This window comes from Sphingobacterium sp. UME9, from assembly GCF_014170215.1.
Classification (GTDB): Bacteria; Bacteroidota; Bacteroidia; order Sphingobacteriales; family Sphingobacteriaceae; genus Sphingobacterium; species Sphingobacterium paramultivorum.
On record NZ_LZZP01000013.1, the window covers coordinates 1669524 to 1686462 of the forward strand.

Genomic DNA, 16939 nt, shown 5'->3' on the forward strand with positions numbered 1-16939 from the left:
AAATGAAATATACATTATTTTTAATCGGTATGCTGTTCGTTAGCTTGTCCGGTTGTAAGGATGATTATCCAATGGATGAGGATGGTTTGTTGATCACGACCAGGTCGGAATGTTATGTCAGTAGTTTTGAACTGTTGGGCGCCGATTTTCAGACCGTACGGACAAAAGCTGCGTTGGTGGATACCGTTGAGCAAACCATAAAAGTGGAGGTGCTCTTTGGTACGGATTTGAAAAATCTATACCCACAGTTTTCATTGGTCACCGATGCGGTGTTAGATCCTAAGATTTTAGGAAAACAGGATTTTTCCAATTTGGATACGCCACGTGAATGGACTGTCGTGTCTGGAAATAGAAAGGTTCGTAAGACGTATAAAGTTTATTTGACAGTACAAAAATAAGTAAGCTGATGAAAACAAATTATTTAAAAATAGGGCTGTTGTCCATCGGATTTGGGCTCTTGTTGTTCGGTTCTTGTAAAGAAGAGGCTTATGAAATTCCAACAGCAAAAGATGGTTTGCAAAACGATATTATTAAGCGCTCTTTAGGGCCAAATGTGGTTGGGGCTACCATAGATTTTGCTTATGCTGCGGCGATTTTGCCAGATCAGGGGAAACTTACATCAATTTCTGTAGAAGCCAGTATTGCGGGTGATGAGGGTACCGTGCTTGAAAACAAATCGTACTACACCAGTAGTACAGGTGCAGATATAGGTGTTGTTGTTGGCGACCCTGCTACAGTAAATGGGAATAACATGGAGGTGAAATTTACAAAAGATACCTCCGCTTCAACGCTGCGTTATAGCTACAAAATACCGGCAGCAGCAAAAGGTAAATCGGTCACTTTTACGTTCAGGGCGAGGTCCAGTAATGGGCAGGAAATTGCCTTGAAGACCGAAGCTTATGCGATTCGTAATATGGATATGGCTTTGGACTTGATCGGGAAAGACGGCGCGGCCTGCTTTTTTTCTGTGGCCGACCTAAAATGGTATACTGCTACCGAAGCTGCAGCAAACCCGGATAAGATCGATTTGATCTATTTGTATCGGTCGTTGCCAACGGTGACTTACGCACATTCTTTGGTTGCTCCCACGACGGATGCCAGTTATTTGCCGAGCTTCACCTTACCTGTGGGGCTGACAAATAAAACAAAGATCGTGAAGGCTTGGACGGTGCGCGATCAACAATTGGCGCGATTGCAATACAGTGTATTTGTGGACGATGTGGATTTGAAAGATAAATCGTTCGTAGATGCGCCAGATTTTGCGATTAATTTAAAAGCTGAATCAGGAATATGGCTGCAAACGGCTGATGGTAAATACAATGCTTATGTATTTGTCAATAGCGTAAATAATACTACAAAAGAAATGAAGATCAGTGTAAAAAGGTTGCAAGTAAAATAAAGATATGGGTGCAAGGATATGGCTAAAAGTTAAAGGTACTTTTTTGGGGATCGCTTTTATGGCGATCCTTGGAACGTCCTATGGGCAGCAGGCAAAGGTTACTTCGATAAAAGGAAATGGACAGCGCCTGCAGGTGCAGGTGGATGTTCCGACGGCTGGTGTCTATACCTTGGTTTCTGAAGGTGAGGTTACCGATTTGGATAAAATTAAGGCTGCAGATAAAACAGGTATGATGACGCTGTATGCGATGATTGATGTTCGCGCTGCACGATCGACCAAACGGATCGTATTTGACAGCTTTAAAGGTGCGAAGCAAGATCTTGGTAAATTTTATTTTGAGAAAGGGAAGCAGACGGTCGGTATGCAATTGCCAGCTTATTTTAAGATTAAAGCTGTTTCAATCAATGCCTTTGTACCTCCGGTTGCGCCAGCTGCAGCAGAAAATTATAAACCAAAGATTGTTCCCCCTACAGGTCACCCGAGACTATGGGTTAACAAAGAATCTTTGCCGGTCGTTAAGGGGCGGTTGGAAGAAGCGGAGCATCTCGAAGCTTGGGGGAAAGTGAAAACACTTGCGCAACAACCTGTTCAATTTATTTTTGATCCGAATAAGGAAATGTTTTACGATGAAAAGCTTGAGCGTGCTATTGAATCAAAAGCGTTTTATTACCTCATGTCCGGTGACGAAAAAATAGGCAGGGAGGCGGTCAGGCTGGCCGATCAATACCTGACGATGTTGGAGTTCGGGAATGTTTCCTATGGTGATATTACACGCGAGTTGGGGCGTGCAATTTACACGGGCGCACTGGTGTATGACTGGTGCTACGCATTATTGGATGTGCACGTTAAGACCAGTCTGCATAAAAATATGATGCGTCTGGCGCAAGATATGGAAATTGGCTGGCCTCCCTTTTTTGGTATCGAAAGTATTATCAATGGGCATGGGAATGAGGCGCAGGTGTCGCGCGATCTGCTGGCAATGAGTATTGCTTTATATGACGAGGATCCGGTACCTTACAAGTATACTTCGTATTCTATTTTGGAAGAGTTGGTGCCTATGCGCAAGTTTGAGTATCAGTCTCCGCGCCATAATCAAGGTGTTGATTACGGTGGCTATCGTTTTGGGTGGGAAATGCATGGAGCCTGGTTGTATTATCGCATGATCGGTTATCCGGTTTTTGATGATAATATCAAGAATATGCCCTATTATTGGCTGTATATGCGTACTCCTGACGGAAAAATGTTACGCGACGGCGATATGTTCAATGTAAAGTACAACAGCAGTGCTGATTTTTATTGGAAAAATCCACAGACCATGCTGCTTTGTTATGCCTATTCAGGCAATCCGGTAATTAAGGCTGAGTTTGTCAAGCAGGGCGGTTTGCCCGACAATCCAATCTTGTTCCTCCTCTTGGATGATCCAAAATTGAAGCCTGATTTTGATCGCAAGAAAATGCCGTTGACGAAAGATTTTGGACCTATTTTAGGGTCTATGGTTGCCCGGACAGGCTGGAGCGAAGAGAACGGAAGTTCCGATGTGGTTGCAGAAATTAAGGGTGGCGGTTATCATTTCGGCAATCATCAGCATGCCGATGCAGGTGCACTGCAGATTTATCACCATGGTATTCAGGTTGGTGATCTTGGTCTGTATCTTTCGTATGGTTCCCCTTATGATTTTAACTTTAATAAACGGTCGGTTGCACACAGTATGCTGTTGGTGCGTGATCCTGCGGAACCGCTTTTATTCAGGACCAAAACAAACGATGGTGGGACTCGGTTTAGCCAGCGTTTTCCGCGCACGGTTGACGAGGTGTTAAATGATTCTTGGTACCATACTGGAGAGATCAGGGCATCCGCATTTGGTAACGATCCCATTCAGCCGAGCTATAGCTATTTCAATATGGATCTAACGGCGGCATATACTGCTAAAGTGAAATCCTATGCAAAAAGTTTCCTGTTTTTGAATTTGAAGAGAAAGGATGTGCCTGCTGTCATTGTCTTATTGGATGAGCTTAAGACCAATGATAAGAAATTCGAACCCTATTGGCAGATCAATACGCTTGAAAAGCCTGTACCAAGTGAAACAGGTTTTGTGTTGACCAGTAAATTTAAAAACGCAGCCGGTTCTACTTATGTTGATTTGCTGAAGCCACAGTTAAAAGAGTGTGCGGTGAAGTTGTATTCAGATGATTCGACTGCTTTTGTTTTTGGTGATCTTTATCAGGTCAAGTCTCCATGGCCAGAGGCTAGGGGAACACGGATTATGATTTCACCCAAGCAGGAAAGTGATCAGGCCAGTTACGCTTCGGTTTTTCAGATGACGGAGAGTGGCTCTTCAAAATTACCGGTGTATTCGGAGGAAAAAGCGAATTATTACCTCATAAGAGTGGCTGATCGTTTACTGGTGGTGGCCAAACCAAATCAATATCTTGATGAGCCCATTGAATTTGTGGTACCGGGAGATCAACAGTATGAAGTTGTTGTGGTCGGTTTGAAAGATGGTTTCTGGAATATGAAAAGTTCATTAAAAAATAGTAGCTTTAATATAAATGTCCTGAAAGGGAATCATACAACCAGTTGGAAATCTAAAGCCGAAACTATTTATTTGTCGCCGGGAAGACAGTATGGAGCCCAAGAGGGAAAGATTAATTAAAGAATACATTGTTTAAATTTTTTTAATGATTTTGTATTCTTATTTTTGCATAAAATTGTATACAATATGAAAGAGGATTCGCTTGCCTATAAAGTTTATTTAGAAGTACGTAAGAAAATTTTGTCCAGTCAGCTGGCTGGCGGGGCAAGATTGGTGGAGAGTGCTTGGGCGGATAAGATGGCGGTGAGTAGAGTGGCTGTTCGTGAGGCTTTTATGCGTTTAGCAGGGGAGAGTCTGGTTGAGTTTGGTGAAAAAGGTGGCTGCTTTGTGAAGAAAATGACGGTCGAAGATGTGAAGGACATTCGTGAGCTGCGTGAGCTGTTGGAGATAGGTGCATTAAAGATTCTGTTTTCAAAGAAAAGTAAAGAGCTTATCGAAGATTTGGAACTGATCTGCAACGATTTTTCCGACATGGTCAGTAAAGGCTATTATGGTGGTGCTTGCGAGGCGGATGTTCGTTTTCATGAGCGGATTATTGAGGGAACCTGCAATTCAAGGTTGATTTCTATTTACAAGAATAGTAACATCCCCTTATTCCATATGAAGCTTGGGGCTATTATGGGGCAGATGGAAGATTACCTGGATACGGAGAAGGAGCATCGCGCTATTGTTGATGCGCTGAAAGCAGATGACTGGAATAAAGCTTATACCACCTTGGTTCATCATTTGGATCGGGGCGAGCAAGAAGCCTTGGAACTGGTTTAATATTTTTTTGGATTTTTATAATGGGTCTATTGTTTACAATAGACCCTTTTTTGTGCTGTCCCACTGCAACAATTGCCCTTTTTCAGCTTCTGTAATCATAAGTCCCTGAATGCCTTTTGGGTCTAAAGCACAATTTGTTGGATTCTTCCCCGGCGTAGGTATTTTCTCGGTCGTTTTGTTTTTGGTATCAATGGATAGGATGTGTTGCGATCCATAAATTGCTGCAAAAAGATAATTGTCCTGCGTGAGAGCTATGCCGTCCGGGCCGATACTACCGCCTGTTTCTATGAATTTTTCGATGTTTTCCACCTGTTGTGTCAAGCTGTTCCAGTGCATTTTCCAGATCCATTTTGTGCCTGTTTCAGCGACAAAAAGCGTGCAGTTGTCTGCTGCAAAGGCCAATCCGTTTGGGTAAAAAAGGCCTGTGTGGATCTTCGTAAGCGCACCATGTTTATGTAGACAGCAGATATAGCCTGTGCCATCTTCCAGGTCATTTCCCGGGCAGGAGAATAGTAGGTTCCCTTCGGTATCAAAACATAAGTCGTTGGGCATTTTTAATGGCTTTCCTGCGATTTCCGTGACTATTGTCGTCGTGGTTTTGTCGAAGGGATCATAGCAACGGATGCTGTTTTGTTGCGAGTCGCAAAACCATATTATGTCGTTTTTATCGATTGCAATTCCGTTGGGATGTCCATTCACAGCTATTCTGCTATACTGATTGTCTTTGTAATAGATCAAGTTTCCTGCTTCTTTCTCCACAAGCCATAGGCTACCCTCCCGGTCGAAAGCGGGGCCTTCTGGAAAAAGAAGTCCTTCAATGAGAATGTTCATTTTTAAAAATTTTAAAATTTATTTTAAATGTATACAAAAATATTGTAATTTAGTATACATAAAATATGGTGTATTTAAATACAAATTATTGATGACTGCAACATGTGTGGCGGTGATCGTCCAATTATAACAATAACAAATAGCAAAACTTTTAATAGGCATGCAAGAAAATGAAAAATCAGCCGCGATACTGCGGGAGAATGCAAGATGGATACCTGGTGGAGTGGTATCGTTAAATCGGAAGTCAGATCCGAATATCTGCTTCGTCAAAGGGAATGGTAGTTTGGTCGAAGATATTGATGGGAACAGCTACATAGATTATCAGGCTGGATTTGCAGCATCCTTTCTGGGGCATAATGATCCTGATGTGAACGCCGCAGTGTTACAGACATTGCAGGAGCAGCAGGTATTGATGGGGGCTGGGCCAACGTTACTAGAAGGTGAGTTTGCGGAGCTTTTTTGTCAGTCTGTTCCTTCGGTGGAGAGCGTTCAGATTACAACTACAGGATCGGAAGCGACTTACCATGCGATCCGTATTGCCCGTGCGGTAACAGGGCGTGATCATGTGATTGTTATGCAGGGGGGCTACAATGGCTGGCATAACGATGTGGCCTGCAATGTGATCAGTCAACGTGCAGATGTTGGCTCATATCAAAGTCCGGGGGAATATCCATTCGATTCATTAAGTGCTGGTGTTCCCAAAAATCACAGCGATTTAGTACACATTGTCAACTACAACGATTTGGAAAGTGTGCTGTATGTGGTTCAAAAATATGATGTTGCCTGTATTTTGTTGGAGCCTATTCTTCAGAATATCGGTATTGTAAAGCCAAAGGAAGGTTACCTGGAAGGCTTACGCAAGATGGCGGACGAGCATGGATTTCTGTTGATCTTTGATGAAGTGAAAACTGGATTTAGACATGCGCTGGGGGGCTATCAGTCGATCTGTGGTATTCAGCCGGATCTTTCAACTTTCGGAAAGGCGGTTGCAAACGGCTACCCATTGGGTGTTATTGCAGGAAAGAAAAAATATATGGATTACTTTGTGGATCCTGATAAGTCGAAGCGGGTGATGATTGCCGGTACTTTTAATGCCTTTCCATTAACGACTGCGGCGGCGATTGCAACATTGAAAAAATTAGGCAGCTCTGAGCATCGAGTTTATGAGCACGTAGAAGCACTTGGTGCGCGTTTGGAGCAGGGATATAACGAAATATTTCCTAAATTAGGCGTACCATTTTATGTCGCACGTCAAGGATCTGCCTTCTGTACATATTTTATGGACCATGCGCCAGTCAATTTTCATGATATTTTGGATAACCACAACTTTGAACTGGATACCCAATATCGTAAAAAGCTTATTAAAGAAGGGATTTTCAATTTCCCGGCACCAATTAAACAAGGAAGTATCTCCTTTGCGCATACGGAGGATGATATAGACAGAACGTTGGAGGCAACTGAACGCGTAATAAAAAGTTTGTAAACCCTAACTATGAAAATAACCGCTATTGAAACCTTTGTGTGCCATGCGCGCATGCGAAATTGGATTTTTGTCAAAATTATTACCGATCAGCCCGGACTTTGGGGCTGGGGCGAAGCCACCTTGGAATGGCATACGCAAAGTGTGGTCGGAGCAATCAAAGATATTTCTCAATTGTTGATCGGTGAAGATCCGCGTCGTATTGAATACCTGTGGCAGATGATGTATAGACAACACTTCTGGCATGGAAACGGGATCGTTCGTGGCACGGCCATCAGTGGTATCGACATCGCCTTATGGGATATTCTAGGTAAAATTCACAATGTCCCTTGTCACGAGTTGTGGGGAGGCCGTGTGCGTGATTATATCCGTTTGTATTGTCATTTAGGTGGAGGTCGCATGGAAGATTTTTATGAGACTGCTCCGGATGATGCCAAACGATTTGGTGATCTTGCGCTGAAAGCTGTTGATGAGGGTTTTACCGCTTTTAAATCGATGGCTGTCCCAGAGACAATGTCGTTGGAAGGTCTTCGTCCAATTAAATATGCTGAAGCTTGCGTGAAGGCCATGCGTGACGCTGTTGGCGACGATATTGATATTATGGTGGATTGCCATGCGCGGCCAAGTCCACGTATGGGGATGCAATTTGCGAAAGCATTGGAGCCTTATGGCCTATATTTCTTTGAAGAGCCATGTTGGCCAGAGTCCATGGAAGATATTGCCTTGATTCAACGGGCGGTGACGACACCTATTGCTTCAGGCGAACGTTTGATCGGAGTGCATGCATTTCGGGATATGCTCGAGAAGCGGGCAGTGAGTGTGATTCAACCTGATATTACCCATTGTGGCGGTCTCTCTGAAGCGCGTAAAATCGCAGCTTTGGCTGATGCTTACCGTGTATCTATGGCGCCACATAACCCTCAGGGACCTGTGAGTACGGCTGCCTCCATTGAGCTGGGATTTGCAACACCATCCTATATTATTTGCGAAAGTGTGCATAAGGACGTTGAATGGCGCCAGGACGTGGTTACCGAAGGGTTTACAGTTCAAGAGAAAGGGCGCATTGTTCTGCCGAATAAGCGCGCCGGTTTGGGTATTGAAATCAATGAAGAAGAGGTAAAGAAGCATCCTTTTCAACAGGAAATATTGCAGCGAACCTTCTATAAAGACGGTAGTGTAGGGGATTGGTAGTCTAAAAATAGCGATAATGGAGGAATATAAGAATAAAGTCGTATTGATCAGTGGGGGACTTGGTGATATCGGAAGGGCTATGGCTGAAGCATTTTTGACCCAGCAGGCAATTGTATGCATCTCGGATCGGTTTGAACCACAGGTGGCGAGAGCGCGGTGGCCCTTGTTGGATGATGCTGGAGCACGTTTGTTTTATGATCAGGTCGATGTTGCAGACGCCAGGCAGGTTGACGCCTGGGTACAACGCATAAGGCAGGAGTTGGGCGCAATATCCATCTGTATCGCGAATGCCGCATGTGTCACTATTAAAGATTTCAGCACGTTAAGCAACGAAGAATGGAAGAATGAAATGGCCGTTAATCTCGACGGTTCATTCTTCCTGGCGAATGCCTGTGCGAAGTCATTTGTGGAGACTGAGCTTGCGGGCTCGATCATTTTTATGGGTAGCTGGGCTGCACATGCTGTACATCAAAATTTACCGGCCTATAGTGTCTCTAAGGCGGGCCTGCGTATGCTTTGCCAGGCCATGGCTCTTGAATATGCGGCGTACGGAATTCGTGTCAACGAAATTGCACCAGGCTATGTCAATGCCGGGTTGAGCAAAGTGGTCTGGTCATCAAACGCCGAACTTCAAATGAAAGCAAAGGCTGTGGTGCCACTTGGCCAGATTATAGAAGCCGAAGAGGTTGCTAAACAGGTGCTATGGATCTGTTCGGACAATTGTAAACATATGACTGGTACCGCAATTGTGATGGATGGTGGACTGTCTTTGATTAGACCTTAACGTATGAAACAGAAAGACCTCTTGAAAGAAACGACGGGTAGTTTGTACGGACGATTTGGACTTAGCCAATGTGATATTACTCCACCGATCGGCATCTATTCCCGTAATTGGGGGGCAGCTGCATTTGACCAGGCAACGGCTGTTCATCAGCCTTTGATGATGCATTGTCTATATATGCAATCCTGCGATGGCTTGCCTGCAATCCTGCTAACAGCTGATTTAGGCTGGTGGAAAAATGCCGCTGATGAACAAAATTTACGATTAGCATTGCTCAGTCATTTCAATCTGGCTGAATCGCAGCTGATTTTTGCGCTATCGCATACTCATGCGGGGCCTAGTATCTGTTCGACAGATGCAGCGCAACCTGGAGGTGAGCTGATTTTGCCGTACCTTGAATTCCTCAAACAACAGGCGATATCTTGTGTTGAAATGGCACAAAATGGGCTATTTAAGGGAAGTCTAACCTGGAACTATGGTGTATGCGATTTGGCCAGCAACCGCGATCTCGAAGTAGATTCTCATTATCTGATTGGTTACAATCCATTGAAAGAAGCAGATACAACCTTGTTGGTCGGACGGCTGTATGATGAAACTGAAAGCTTAAAAGCGGTTATTTGTAATTATGCCTGCCACCCAACCAGCTTTGCTCACGAGAATGATCTGCTCTCGCCTGATTTTGTGGGCGAAATGCGAAATACCGTCGAGCGCTCGTTATCCGTGCCTTGTCTTTTTTTACAGGGCGCATCAGGTGATTTAGCTCCACGGAGACAGTATGTAAAGGATCCAGCACTGGTCGAAGCCAACGGAAAGCAGTTGGGTTATGCTGTTCTCGCGACGCTGGCCCAGGAACAGCATAGTCATAAAAACTGGGTTTTTAAGGAATCCTTGATTTCGGGGGCCCCACTGGCCTGTTGGGGATTTCGGGAACAGACCGCTCCAATCGATTTTAAGCAAAGGGTATTTTCCGTCAAAGTGCCTTACAAAAAACTGCCTAGTCCCGAAGCAATTTTGAGTGAATACGAACGCTGTGCGGATCGTGTTATGAAAGATCGCCTTTGGCGGAAATATAATACCCGTAAATCCATTGGAGATCAACAGGAAGCTATTATTCCGGTGTGGATCTGGAAAATGGGAGATGCTGTGTTGGTGGCGCAGGCCAACGAAGCCTATTCCTGTTATCAAATCGAAGTGAGAGCCCAATTTCCAGATCATACGATCGTGTTTATCAATATCGCTAATGGCTATGTGGGGTATCTCGCACCGAAGGAGCTTTATGATAAGGATATTTATGCTGTGTGGCAAAGCCCCTATGCCAGCGGCGGTCTTGAAATACTTATTGAACAAACTAAATTAGGAATTCAAACATTATTGACCGATGAAACTCGATTGGATTGATGTCGTTATTTTTGCCGTATATATTATTGGTATAGTGGTATTGGGCTTATACGCTTCGAAAAAAAACTCCGCCTCGAAGCGGGATTATTTTCTTGCGGGTGATAAGCTGCCCTGGTGGATGATTGGCGGAAGTATCATCGCCGCAAATATCAGTAGCCATCATCTCGTTGGTGCTATGGGGGCTGCATATAGTCGCGGTTTTGTCGCGATTACCCTGGAATGGGGAGCGATTCTAATCGGTTTTAATGCATTATTATGGATATTTCTCCCTTTTTATATCCGCAACGGTTTCTATACGATTCCTGAATACCTTGAAAAAAGATACGGCAACGCTACCCGCGTGCTTTACGCTATTTTGATCCTGTTTACCTATGTTTTTGTGGAGATTGGAGCTGTTCTTTATTTGGGCGGTCTGTCGCTGCACGCTTTATTCGGCATTCCTATTTTATACAGTATTTTTGGAATGGCAATTTTGACCGGTTTATATACCGTTTTAGGCGGTTTAAAAGCGGTGATATGGACGGAGATGGTACAGCTTGTCATTTTGGTGCTGGGCGGAATAGTATTAACTTTTGCCACCATTGATGCGGCAGGAGGTTTTCAGTCTGTGGTAGAATCCTCCAAGGATTGGAAAATGTTTTATCCCGCATCTGATCCTGACTTTCCCTGGACCATGTATTTAGGTGGACTGTTGTGTATCAGTGTGTTTTATTGTGCTACGAACCAATTTATTGTGCAGCGCGTATTGGCGGCAAAAAATGAATGGCATGGGCGCATGGGTGTCATCTTTGGTGACTATCTTAAATTTTTGGTTCCTTTGATTATTACTATTCCGGCATTGGTGGCTCCAAAATTCCTGCCGCATCTCGATCAGCCCGATTTGCTGTTTGCAACACTCGTGGAAACCTTATTGCCCAAAGGTTTGGTTGGTTTGGTGATGGCAGGGTTAATTTCGGCCATCATGTCCCATATTTCAGGAGCGATCAATTCCTGTACGACGATTCTGACCGTCGATATCTACAGCCAGTATATTAATAAAAATGCAAGTGATTACGAAGCAGTCCGTTTTGGTAAGCGCGCCGGAGTCGCTATTATCGTGCTCGGAATCATGAGTGCGGTTGTACTGATCAGTTATTCGGATAAACCAGTTTTCCTTTATTTGATGAATCTATACGGTCTTTTTACGCCAGGTATTGCAACGATGTTTTTAATGGGGGTGTTTTGGAAAAGAACCACATCGCAGGGTGCTTTGACAGCAGGTTTACTGACAATTCCCCTTTCTTTACTTTTGGAATACACCTTACCTGAAATGCCGTTTTTTAATAGGACAGGTATTGTATTCTGGACTTGTATGATTGCTTGCGCAGTGGTCAGTTTGTTGACACCTGCGGTCTCAGAAGCAAGGTTAAAAAATCTTGTGTTGACCGGCGATTCTTTTCAGGTGCCGGATCAGGATAAAGCCGCTTACCGTGGATTTCGAAATCCGACCCTCTGGTGGATAATAATAACGGTGTTGGTGCTCTATTTTTATGTACGTTATTTTTAGCTTAACTTGTTGAAGTGTTAAACTTTTAAAACTTATCCAGATGATCGAGCCAATACTGAAAGAATTAAATACCAAGATAGAGAACATTTTTCCGAAAATCGTTGCAATACGCCGACATATCCATCAGCATCCTGAATTGTCTTTCCAAGAATACGAGACAAGTGCCTATATTCAGCAACAACTCGGGGAATTGGGTATACCATTTGAGATTGTCGCTCAAACAGGTGTTGTGGCTGTGCTGACCGGTCAAAAATCGGCAAGTGATGATATTGTGGTATTACGGGCAGATATTGATGCTTTACCGATATACGAGCAAAATGATGTGGGATATAAATCGAAGAATAGTGGTGTCATGCATGCTTGTGGCCATGATTTTCATACGGCTAATCTATTGGGGGCAGCATCTATATTAAATGATTATAAAACGGAGTTTTCCGGTAAAATTGTTCTGCTATTTCAGCCTGCTGAGGAAAAGATTCCTGGCGGAGCGATTCAGGTTTTGGAATCCGGGATTCTGGAATCTTTCGGTGGAACGATTAAAGCTGTGCTGGGTTTACATGTAAGTCCCCGTGTTTCTGTAGGAAAAGTCGGTTTACGTTCCGGGCGATTTATGGCCTCGAGCGACGAGTTCTATTTCACCATTAAGGGACGTGGTGGCCATGCTGCGGAGCCACATCGGGCTGTTGATCCCATTATGATCGGCGCACAATTACTCACCACATTACAGCAAGTCGTCAGTCGGAAAGCCAACCCTGATGTACCGTCTGTATTGACCTTTGGTCGTTTTATTGGAGATGGAGCTGCCAATGTTATACCCGAGGAAGTTAAATTAGCCGGAACATTTCGTACAATGGATGAGGTGTGGCGCAAGGAGGCGCTGGAAATGGTTGCTGAAATAGCGGCAACGCTTCCCGTATCGCTTGGTGCAAAGGTAGAAGTTGAAGTCCGGCATGGTTATCCCGCGCTTTATAATGATCCCGCGTTAACACAAAAAGTCAAAACAATTATTGCGGAGACGATGGGGAATAGTGTGCCACAAGATCTCGAAATCTGGATGGCAGCAGAGGATTTTGCTTATTATTCTTATCGTTATCCCGCCTTGTTTATGTTGATCGGCACAAATAATGACGATTCTGCCACACAATATGGTCTTCATAATCCACAGTTCAATCTGGATGAAAAGGCTTTCGAAACATCAATAGCTGTTTTAGTCAATGCAGCTATTTCCCTTTTGAATGAATCAAATGAATAGAAAAAAATTCTTGATGTCCTCCTTTGCATTTGGATTATCCTATGCCGTTAATGCGAATAATAAGGTGTTCTCGGAGCATGATAACGTAAAAAAGATAGGGATTATTGGGTTAGACATTACACACGCTGTTGCTTTTACAAGAGCGATTAATACGGCTGCTAGCAATCATCCCTACGGAAAATACAGGGTTGTTGCGGCTTATCCCTACGGAAGCAAAACAATTCCCTTAAGTATCGAGCGTATTCCGAAAATTACAGCGGAAGTGCAGCAGCTCGGTGTTTCGATTGTATCAAGTATTGCCGAGCTATTGAAAAAAGTAGACTATGTGTTTTTGGAGACAAATGATGGAAATCTTCATCTGGAGCAGGCACTTCAAGTAATCGAAGCTAAAAAACCTTTATTTATCGATAAACCAATAGCGAATTCCTATAAGGACGCTTTCCAAATTTTTCAATCAGCAAAAAACTATGGTTGCCCTGTTTTTTCATCAAGCTCCTTGCGTTATATTACCGGTCTTCAGGAATTAGATAGGACTAAGGTAATAGGTGCAGATGTCTATTGTCCAGCAGTAACGGAACCTTCGCATAAGGATCTGTATTGGTATGGCATCCATGGGGTCGAAATGTTATTTGCATTGATGGGACCGGGATGCCGCTCGGTAAAGACTATTCAGGAACAGGGTACCTCGTTTTATGTTGGAGAGTGGGCGGATGGAAGAATTGCCTCACTTCGGGGCATTCGCGAGGGAAAGGATGATTTTGGCGGTACGGTTTTTTTGAAAGATCAGATTGTCCATTTGGGACAATTTATGGGATACGGTCCATTGTTGGATAAGATCCTTCCGTTTTTCGAAACGGGTGTAAGTCCGGTTGACGAAAAGGAAACCCTGGCAATATGCGCATTTATAGATGCAGCCGAAGAAAGTAAATTAAATGGCGGAAATGTTGTTCAGCTTCAAAAATAGCGGGCGAGCCTGTTTAATAATTACTCTTCACCGTAATCAACAATGGACTATTAAAAATTGAGGCGGGTGATATGACCGTTTCATTCAGCGGAACGCTGTTACCATAACGCTCTTTCAGCTTAGCTTTCACTTCGGGGCTGCTTAAATCAAAATCTTTCAGTTTCTCAAGTTTCCCAACTTCGATGCCTGCTCCACGCTGGTATATTTTCCAGATCAATTCCGAGCAATAGATCTTATCGTCTGACCATTCGAATGTCGCGTCGTAATTTTTGCCGATAAAATCTTTGCCGATTGCTTTCATTTTGGCCAGTTTCGAATTGGTCAGTACCTGGTCTGCATTTTTGAGGCGTTTGACCGCGTAATGCTGCTTTTCGCCACGCACAATCCAGTGTTCTAACTTAGTTACAGTTACGGGCTGTACGGCTTCCAGTACATAAGGTTTACCGTTCTCATAAAAAATAATCCCACAATGGGAATACGGAGAACGCGTTGCTAATTGGATGGCCTTGCATTGCGGTGAAATAGAAGACTGAAAGATCATATCGCCATCGTTGAACTGGGGTAGTTTTGAATTAGCTTTCGATTGCTTGGGAACCACTGGCTTTTTTTGCCCATGAACTGGCAGTGTCAGCGCCGCGAAGATCACAAGATAACTAACAAGAGATATCAGGTAAATAAGTGTCTTTTTCATTGTTTTATTTATGATTTACTGAAATAGTTTAATGATTTTCTTTGATTTGCTCCTTTCGGCGAGTTGAAAAGCAGATAATACGTCGGATTCATATTGATATACTTTCTCCGTGGTGGCACCTTTTTGCAAAAGATAATCTATGGCAATGTTGTTTTTCATTAAGATCGCTTTTCCAAGTAATGTACATTGTGTGAAGCTATAATCCGCTTTAACTTCATCTATACCCAGACGGTTCAGACTATTTAAAGAGGTTTTACGGATAAAATCCATATCGTTTTTTTCTATTGCCGCCTTCAGTACTTCGAAATCATCGACTTGTCTGTTTCTCGTCAGAAATAAGTGATGAAATTGTTTGGCAATAGCATACTGATCCTTTTCTAAAATCCGATGAATGGCATTGCTGCTAAATTCCTCTACCGTGGAAAATCCATGCAGCTGACTAAAAAATAAAAGTATATTTTCAAAAGGGAGCTTGGTTGCTTCCAGCTGCATTAGGCCGTCCAAATCGTTCGTGTCGAATAAGTTCTCCATGTGTCTGAGGCTGTCCAAAGCGATGAATTGAAATTCAGGTTGATAGTCCGCGAGCCAATTGGAGGATTTGGATATGACAAAGTTGTTATCAGTAACCTTATAGTTGATGGCGGTAGCCGGTTCGGCATAGTTGATTATTGTTATTGTGCTATCTGATAGTTCATAATATTTTGAACGAAGATGCTCCGCAGTTGCGGTCGGGAAAAGTCTGTTGAGATCGATCTGTATAGCGTATACGCCCATCGTGTCCACAGGCAAATTATAACAAAGCGTCCCTTGGTCCGTAATGTAAAAAGGTAGTCTGTTTCCTGGCTGCTGTTGTGACTGAAAAGAGATCTTGTTTTGATATGCAAACAACGATGTTGCAAGACCGGCTAGTAAGTAAAGAAGGCAAAGACCTGTTTTTAACCCTAAGCGATTCATTGGATAAAATGTTAGCATGACTAATCGTGGTATTGTTCTAAAAACTGATTGATCTGATTGGTTAATCCAAACGATTCGGTTTCCAATAAATTGATCTCAGCTTGTATCTCAAGTGTAGTCGGCGATAAAGTTTGTTTTTGGTAGACCTGAATGTCCAGTTCCAAAACCGCTAATTGTAATGCTAGGAGCTGTTTACCTTCTGTCGTATGGAGTTGTAGTTCATTAAAAGCATGTTTTAATCGTTCCAATTCAGCGATTGATTTTTGGATGTCATTTTCATCGGCCTTGCCAAAGTTTGGATAGGCTTCTCCCAGCGTACGAAAAGCATCGAGGTATTCTTCCTCGGACATTTCATAAATATTCGAATAGAGCATATTGTACGCATCAATGGCGTCATAGGTATCCGCATCCATTAAGTCTTCGCGATAGTCCTCGACCAATTGTTTGATGTCTTGAGATTCAATCTGTAAAATTGACTCAATATCCTGTTTGATAAGATTGGCTAATTCCATGCTTTATGCTTAAGTAATTCAAATTCTTTGCTAGCACAATTGTGGGCTGACAAAGAATTTTGTGACTTTGGTATAGACAAAGATCATGTTTTATCGCAAAATTTCAATCCCTATAATCAGCTAATTTTTATTGGAACTGTCTCTCAGCGGTTTTTTATCACCTGAACATCTCCTATAGGCCTATGTAGTCAATATTTCCATCACATTTTTCTGTCTTGTAGGACGTGTTTTTCTTTCTACCCGTTAATCGAACGAAGAGCGGGAAACCGTAGTAGCAAACAGGGATCAGAGCGATATCAAATTCGACCTTTTAACATTGTTTGTTCAGTGCTTGTTCAGTAATCGTTCAGTGCTTGTTCAGTGATTACTCAGTGTAGACTGTATAATCAGTGACTAATGACTGTCTAAATACTGATTAAAAATTGTTGTTAGATAAGACTTTGTATCCGTATGTTTCGATTTAATACTTATCTTGATCAGCTATACGCTAATCAGGAAATCAGTTTCATGTTTACTATTTAGAAATGGGGGATGAATTTTTCGCTACGCTGTTTTATTTAAATTATTTGACTGATATACAGT

General features: G+C 43.0%; 15 protein-coding genes. 11 read left to right on the plus strand and 4 right to left on the minus strand.

Annotation, left to right across the window (positions count from 1 at the left end; all coding sequences use genetic code 11):
• Nucleotides 1-2: 2 nt before the first annotated feature.
• The 4 genes from A9970_RS26160 to A9970_RS26175 all read left to right on the plus strand — a co-directional run bounded on the left by A9970_RS26160 (nucleotide 3) and on the right by A9970_RS26175 (nucleotide 4757).
• Nucleotides 3-398, plus strand: a complete 396-nt coding sequence (locus A9970_RS26160) for a hypothetical protein (protein ID WP_046676362.1) — start codon at nucleotides 3-5, stop codon at nucleotides 396-398.
• Between the two features lie 8 nt (nucleotides 399-406).
• Nucleotides 407-1399: a DUF4466 family protein gene (locus tag A9970_RS26165; RefSeq protein ID WP_182984207.1), complete on the plus strand. Its 993-nt coding sequence runs from the start codon at nucleotides 407-409 to the stop codon at nucleotides 1397-1399.
• A gap of 4 nt (nucleotides 1400-1403) precedes the next feature.
• Nucleotides 1404-4052 carry a hypothetical protein gene (locus tag A9970_RS26170; RefSeq protein WP_182984208.1) on the plus strand — a complete coding sequence of 883 codons (2649 nt, stop codon included), beginning with the start codon at nucleotides 1404-1406 and terminating at the stop codon, nucleotides 4050-4052.
• A 66-nt stretch (nucleotides 4053-4118) separates the two neighbouring features.
• Complete coding sequence (locus A9970_RS26175; protein WP_075991898.1) at nucleotides 4119-4757, plus strand: GntR family transcriptional regulator; 639 nt, start codon at nucleotides 4119-4121, stop codon at nucleotides 4755-4757.
• Nucleotides 4758-4790: 33 nt separating this feature from the next.
• Here the strand turns inward: A9970_RS26175 and A9970_RS26180 are convergent, their stop codons facing one another.
• Complete coding sequence (locus A9970_RS26180; RefSeq protein ID WP_182984209.1) at nucleotides 4791-5588, minus strand: SMP-30/gluconolactonase/LRE family protein; 798 nt, start codon at nucleotides 5586-5588, stop codon at nucleotides 4791-4793.
• 160 nt (nucleotides 5589-5748) lie between these two features.
• On the opposite strand from A9970_RS26180, the gene A9970_RS26185 reads away from it, so the two are divergent.
• From A9970_RS26185 to A9970_RS26215, 7 genes are read left to right on the plus strand one after another with little or no spacing between them, the layout of a single operon-like run.
• Complete coding sequence (locus A9970_RS26185; RefSeq protein ID WP_075991900.1) at nucleotides 5749-7071, plus strand: aspartate aminotransferase family protein; 1323 nt, start codon at nucleotides 5749-5751, stop codon at nucleotides 7069-7071.
• A 9-nt stretch (nucleotides 7072-7080) separates the two neighbouring features.
• On the plus strand, nucleotides 7081-8259 hold the full coding sequence (gene dgoD / locus A9970_RS26190; RefSeq protein ID WP_088160977.1) for a galactonate dehydratase: 1179 nt from the start codon (nucleotides 7081-7083) through the stop codon (nucleotides 8257-8259).
• Nucleotides 8260-8275: 16 nt separating this feature from the next.
• The gene (locus A9970_RS26195) at nucleotides 8276-9043 is read left to right on the plus strand and encodes an SDR family NAD(P)-dependent oxidoreductase (protein WP_220801699.1); all 768 of its coding nucleotides are present in this window, start codon (nucleotides 8276-8278) and stop codon (nucleotides 9041-9043) included.
• 3 nt (nucleotides 9044-9046) lie between these two features.
• Nucleotides 9047-10438: a hypothetical protein gene (locus tag A9970_RS26200; protein WP_182984210.1), complete on the plus strand. Its 1392-nt coding sequence runs from the start codon at nucleotides 9047-9049 to the stop codon at nucleotides 10436-10438.
• Nucleotides 10419-11984 (plus strand): SLC5 family protein, encoded by a 1566-nt coding sequence (locus A9970_RS26205; RefSeq protein WP_182984211.1) that lies wholly within the window; start codon nucleotides 10419-10421, stop codon nucleotides 11982-11984. Before A9970_RS26200 ends, A9970_RS26205 begins: the two co-directional genes overlap by 20 nt.
• Before the next feature lie 40 nt (nucleotides 11985-12024).
• Complete coding sequence (locus A9970_RS26210) at nucleotides 12025-13236, plus strand: M20 family metallopeptidase (protein ID WP_182984212.1); 1212 nt, start codon at nucleotides 12025-12027, stop codon at nucleotides 13234-13236.
• A complete protein-coding gene (locus A9970_RS26215; RefSeq protein ID WP_259655482.1) occupies nucleotides 13229-14200 on the plus strand; it encodes a Gfo/Idh/MocA family oxidoreductase in 972 nt (323 codons plus the stop codon). The genes A9970_RS26210 and A9970_RS26215 overlap by 8 nt, the downstream gene beginning before the upstream one ends.
• A 13-nt stretch (nucleotides 14201-14213) precedes the next feature.
• Here the strand turns inward: A9970_RS26215 and A9970_RS26220 are convergent, their stop codons facing one another.
• The 3 genes from A9970_RS26220 to A9970_RS26230 are packed head-to-tail and all read right to left on the minus strand — an operon-like array spanning nucleotide 14214 to nucleotide 16357.
• Complete coding sequence (locus tag A9970_RS26220; RefSeq protein ID WP_182984214.1) at nucleotides 14214-14891, minus strand: YiiX family permuted papain-like enzyme; 678 nt, start codon at nucleotides 14889-14891, stop codon at nucleotides 14214-14216.
• 15 nt (nucleotides 14892-14906) lie between these two features.
• A complete protein-coding gene (locus A9970_RS26225; RefSeq protein ID WP_220801700.1) occupies nucleotides 14907-15863 on the minus strand; it encodes a hypothetical protein in 957 nt (318 codons plus the stop codon).
• 2 nt (nucleotides 15864-15865) lie between these two features.
• On the minus strand, nucleotides 15866-16357 hold the full coding sequence (locus A9970_RS26230; protein ID WP_075991908.1) for a hypothetical protein: 492 nt from the start codon (nucleotides 16355-16357) through the stop codon (nucleotides 15866-15868).
• Between the last annotated feature and the right edge of the window lie 582 nt (nucleotides 16358-16939).

What these genes read in the sequence shown, in the direction of transcription:
- A9970_RS26160 (WP_046676362.1), top strand. Translation starts at nt 3, where the DNA reads ATGAAATATACATTATTTTTAATCGGTATGCTGTTCGTTAGCTTGTCC.
- A9970_RS26165 (WP_182984207.1), top strand. Translation starts at nt 407, where the DNA reads ATGAAAACAAATTATTTAAAAATAGGGCTGTTGTCCATCGGATTTGGG.
- A9970_RS26170 (WP_182984208.1), top strand. Translation starts at nt 1,404, where the DNA reads ATGGGTGCAAGGATATGGCTAAAAGTTAAAGGTACTTTTTTGGGGATC.
- A9970_RS26175 (WP_075991898.1), top strand. Translation starts at nt 4,119, where the DNA reads ATGAAAGAGGATTCGCTTGCCTATAAAGTTTATTTAGAAGTACGTAAG.
- A9970_RS26180 (WP_182984209.1), bottom strand. Translation starts at nt 5,588, where the DNA reads ATGAACATTCTCATTGAAGGACTTCTTTTTCCAGAAGGCCCCGCTTTC.
- A9970_RS26185 (WP_075991900.1), top strand. Translation starts at nt 5,749, where the DNA reads ATGCAAGAAAATGAAAAATCAGCCGCGATACTGCGGGAGAATGCAAGA.
- dgoD (WP_088160977.1), top strand. Translation starts at nt 7,081, where the DNA reads ATGAAAATAACCGCTATTGAAACCTTTGTGTGCCATGCGCGCATGCGA.
- A9970_RS26195 (WP_220801699.1), top strand. Translation starts at nt 8,276, where the DNA reads ATGGAGGAATATAAGAATAAAGTCGTATTGATCAGTGGGGGACTTGGT.
- A9970_RS26200 (WP_182984210.1), top strand. Translation starts at nt 9,047, where the DNA reads ATGAAACAGAAAGACCTCTTGAAAGAAACGACGGGTAGTTTGTACGGA.
- A9970_RS26205 (WP_182984211.1), top strand. Translation starts at nt 10,419, where the DNA reads ATGAAACTCGATTGGATTGATGTCGTTATTTTTGCCGTATATATTATT.
- A9970_RS26210 (WP_182984212.1), top strand. Translation starts at nt 12,025, where the DNA reads ATGATCGAGCCAATACTGAAAGAATTAAATACCAAGATAGAGAACATT.
- A9970_RS26215 (WP_259655482.1), top strand. Translation starts at nt 13,229, where the DNA reads ATGAATAGAAAAAAATTCTTGATGTCCTCCTTTGCATTTGGATTATCC.
- A9970_RS26220 (WP_182984214.1), bottom strand. Translation starts at nt 14,891, where the DNA reads ATGAAAAAGACACTTATTTACCTGATATCTCTTGTTAGTTATCTTGTG.
- A9970_RS26225 (WP_220801700.1), bottom strand. Translation starts at nt 15,863, where the DNA reads ATGCTAACATTTTATCCAATGAATCGCTTAGGGTTAAAAACAGGTCTT.
- A9970_RS26230 (WP_075991908.1), bottom strand. Translation starts at nt 16,357, where the DNA reads ATGGAATTAGCCAATCTTATCAAACAGGATATTGAGTCAATTTTACAG.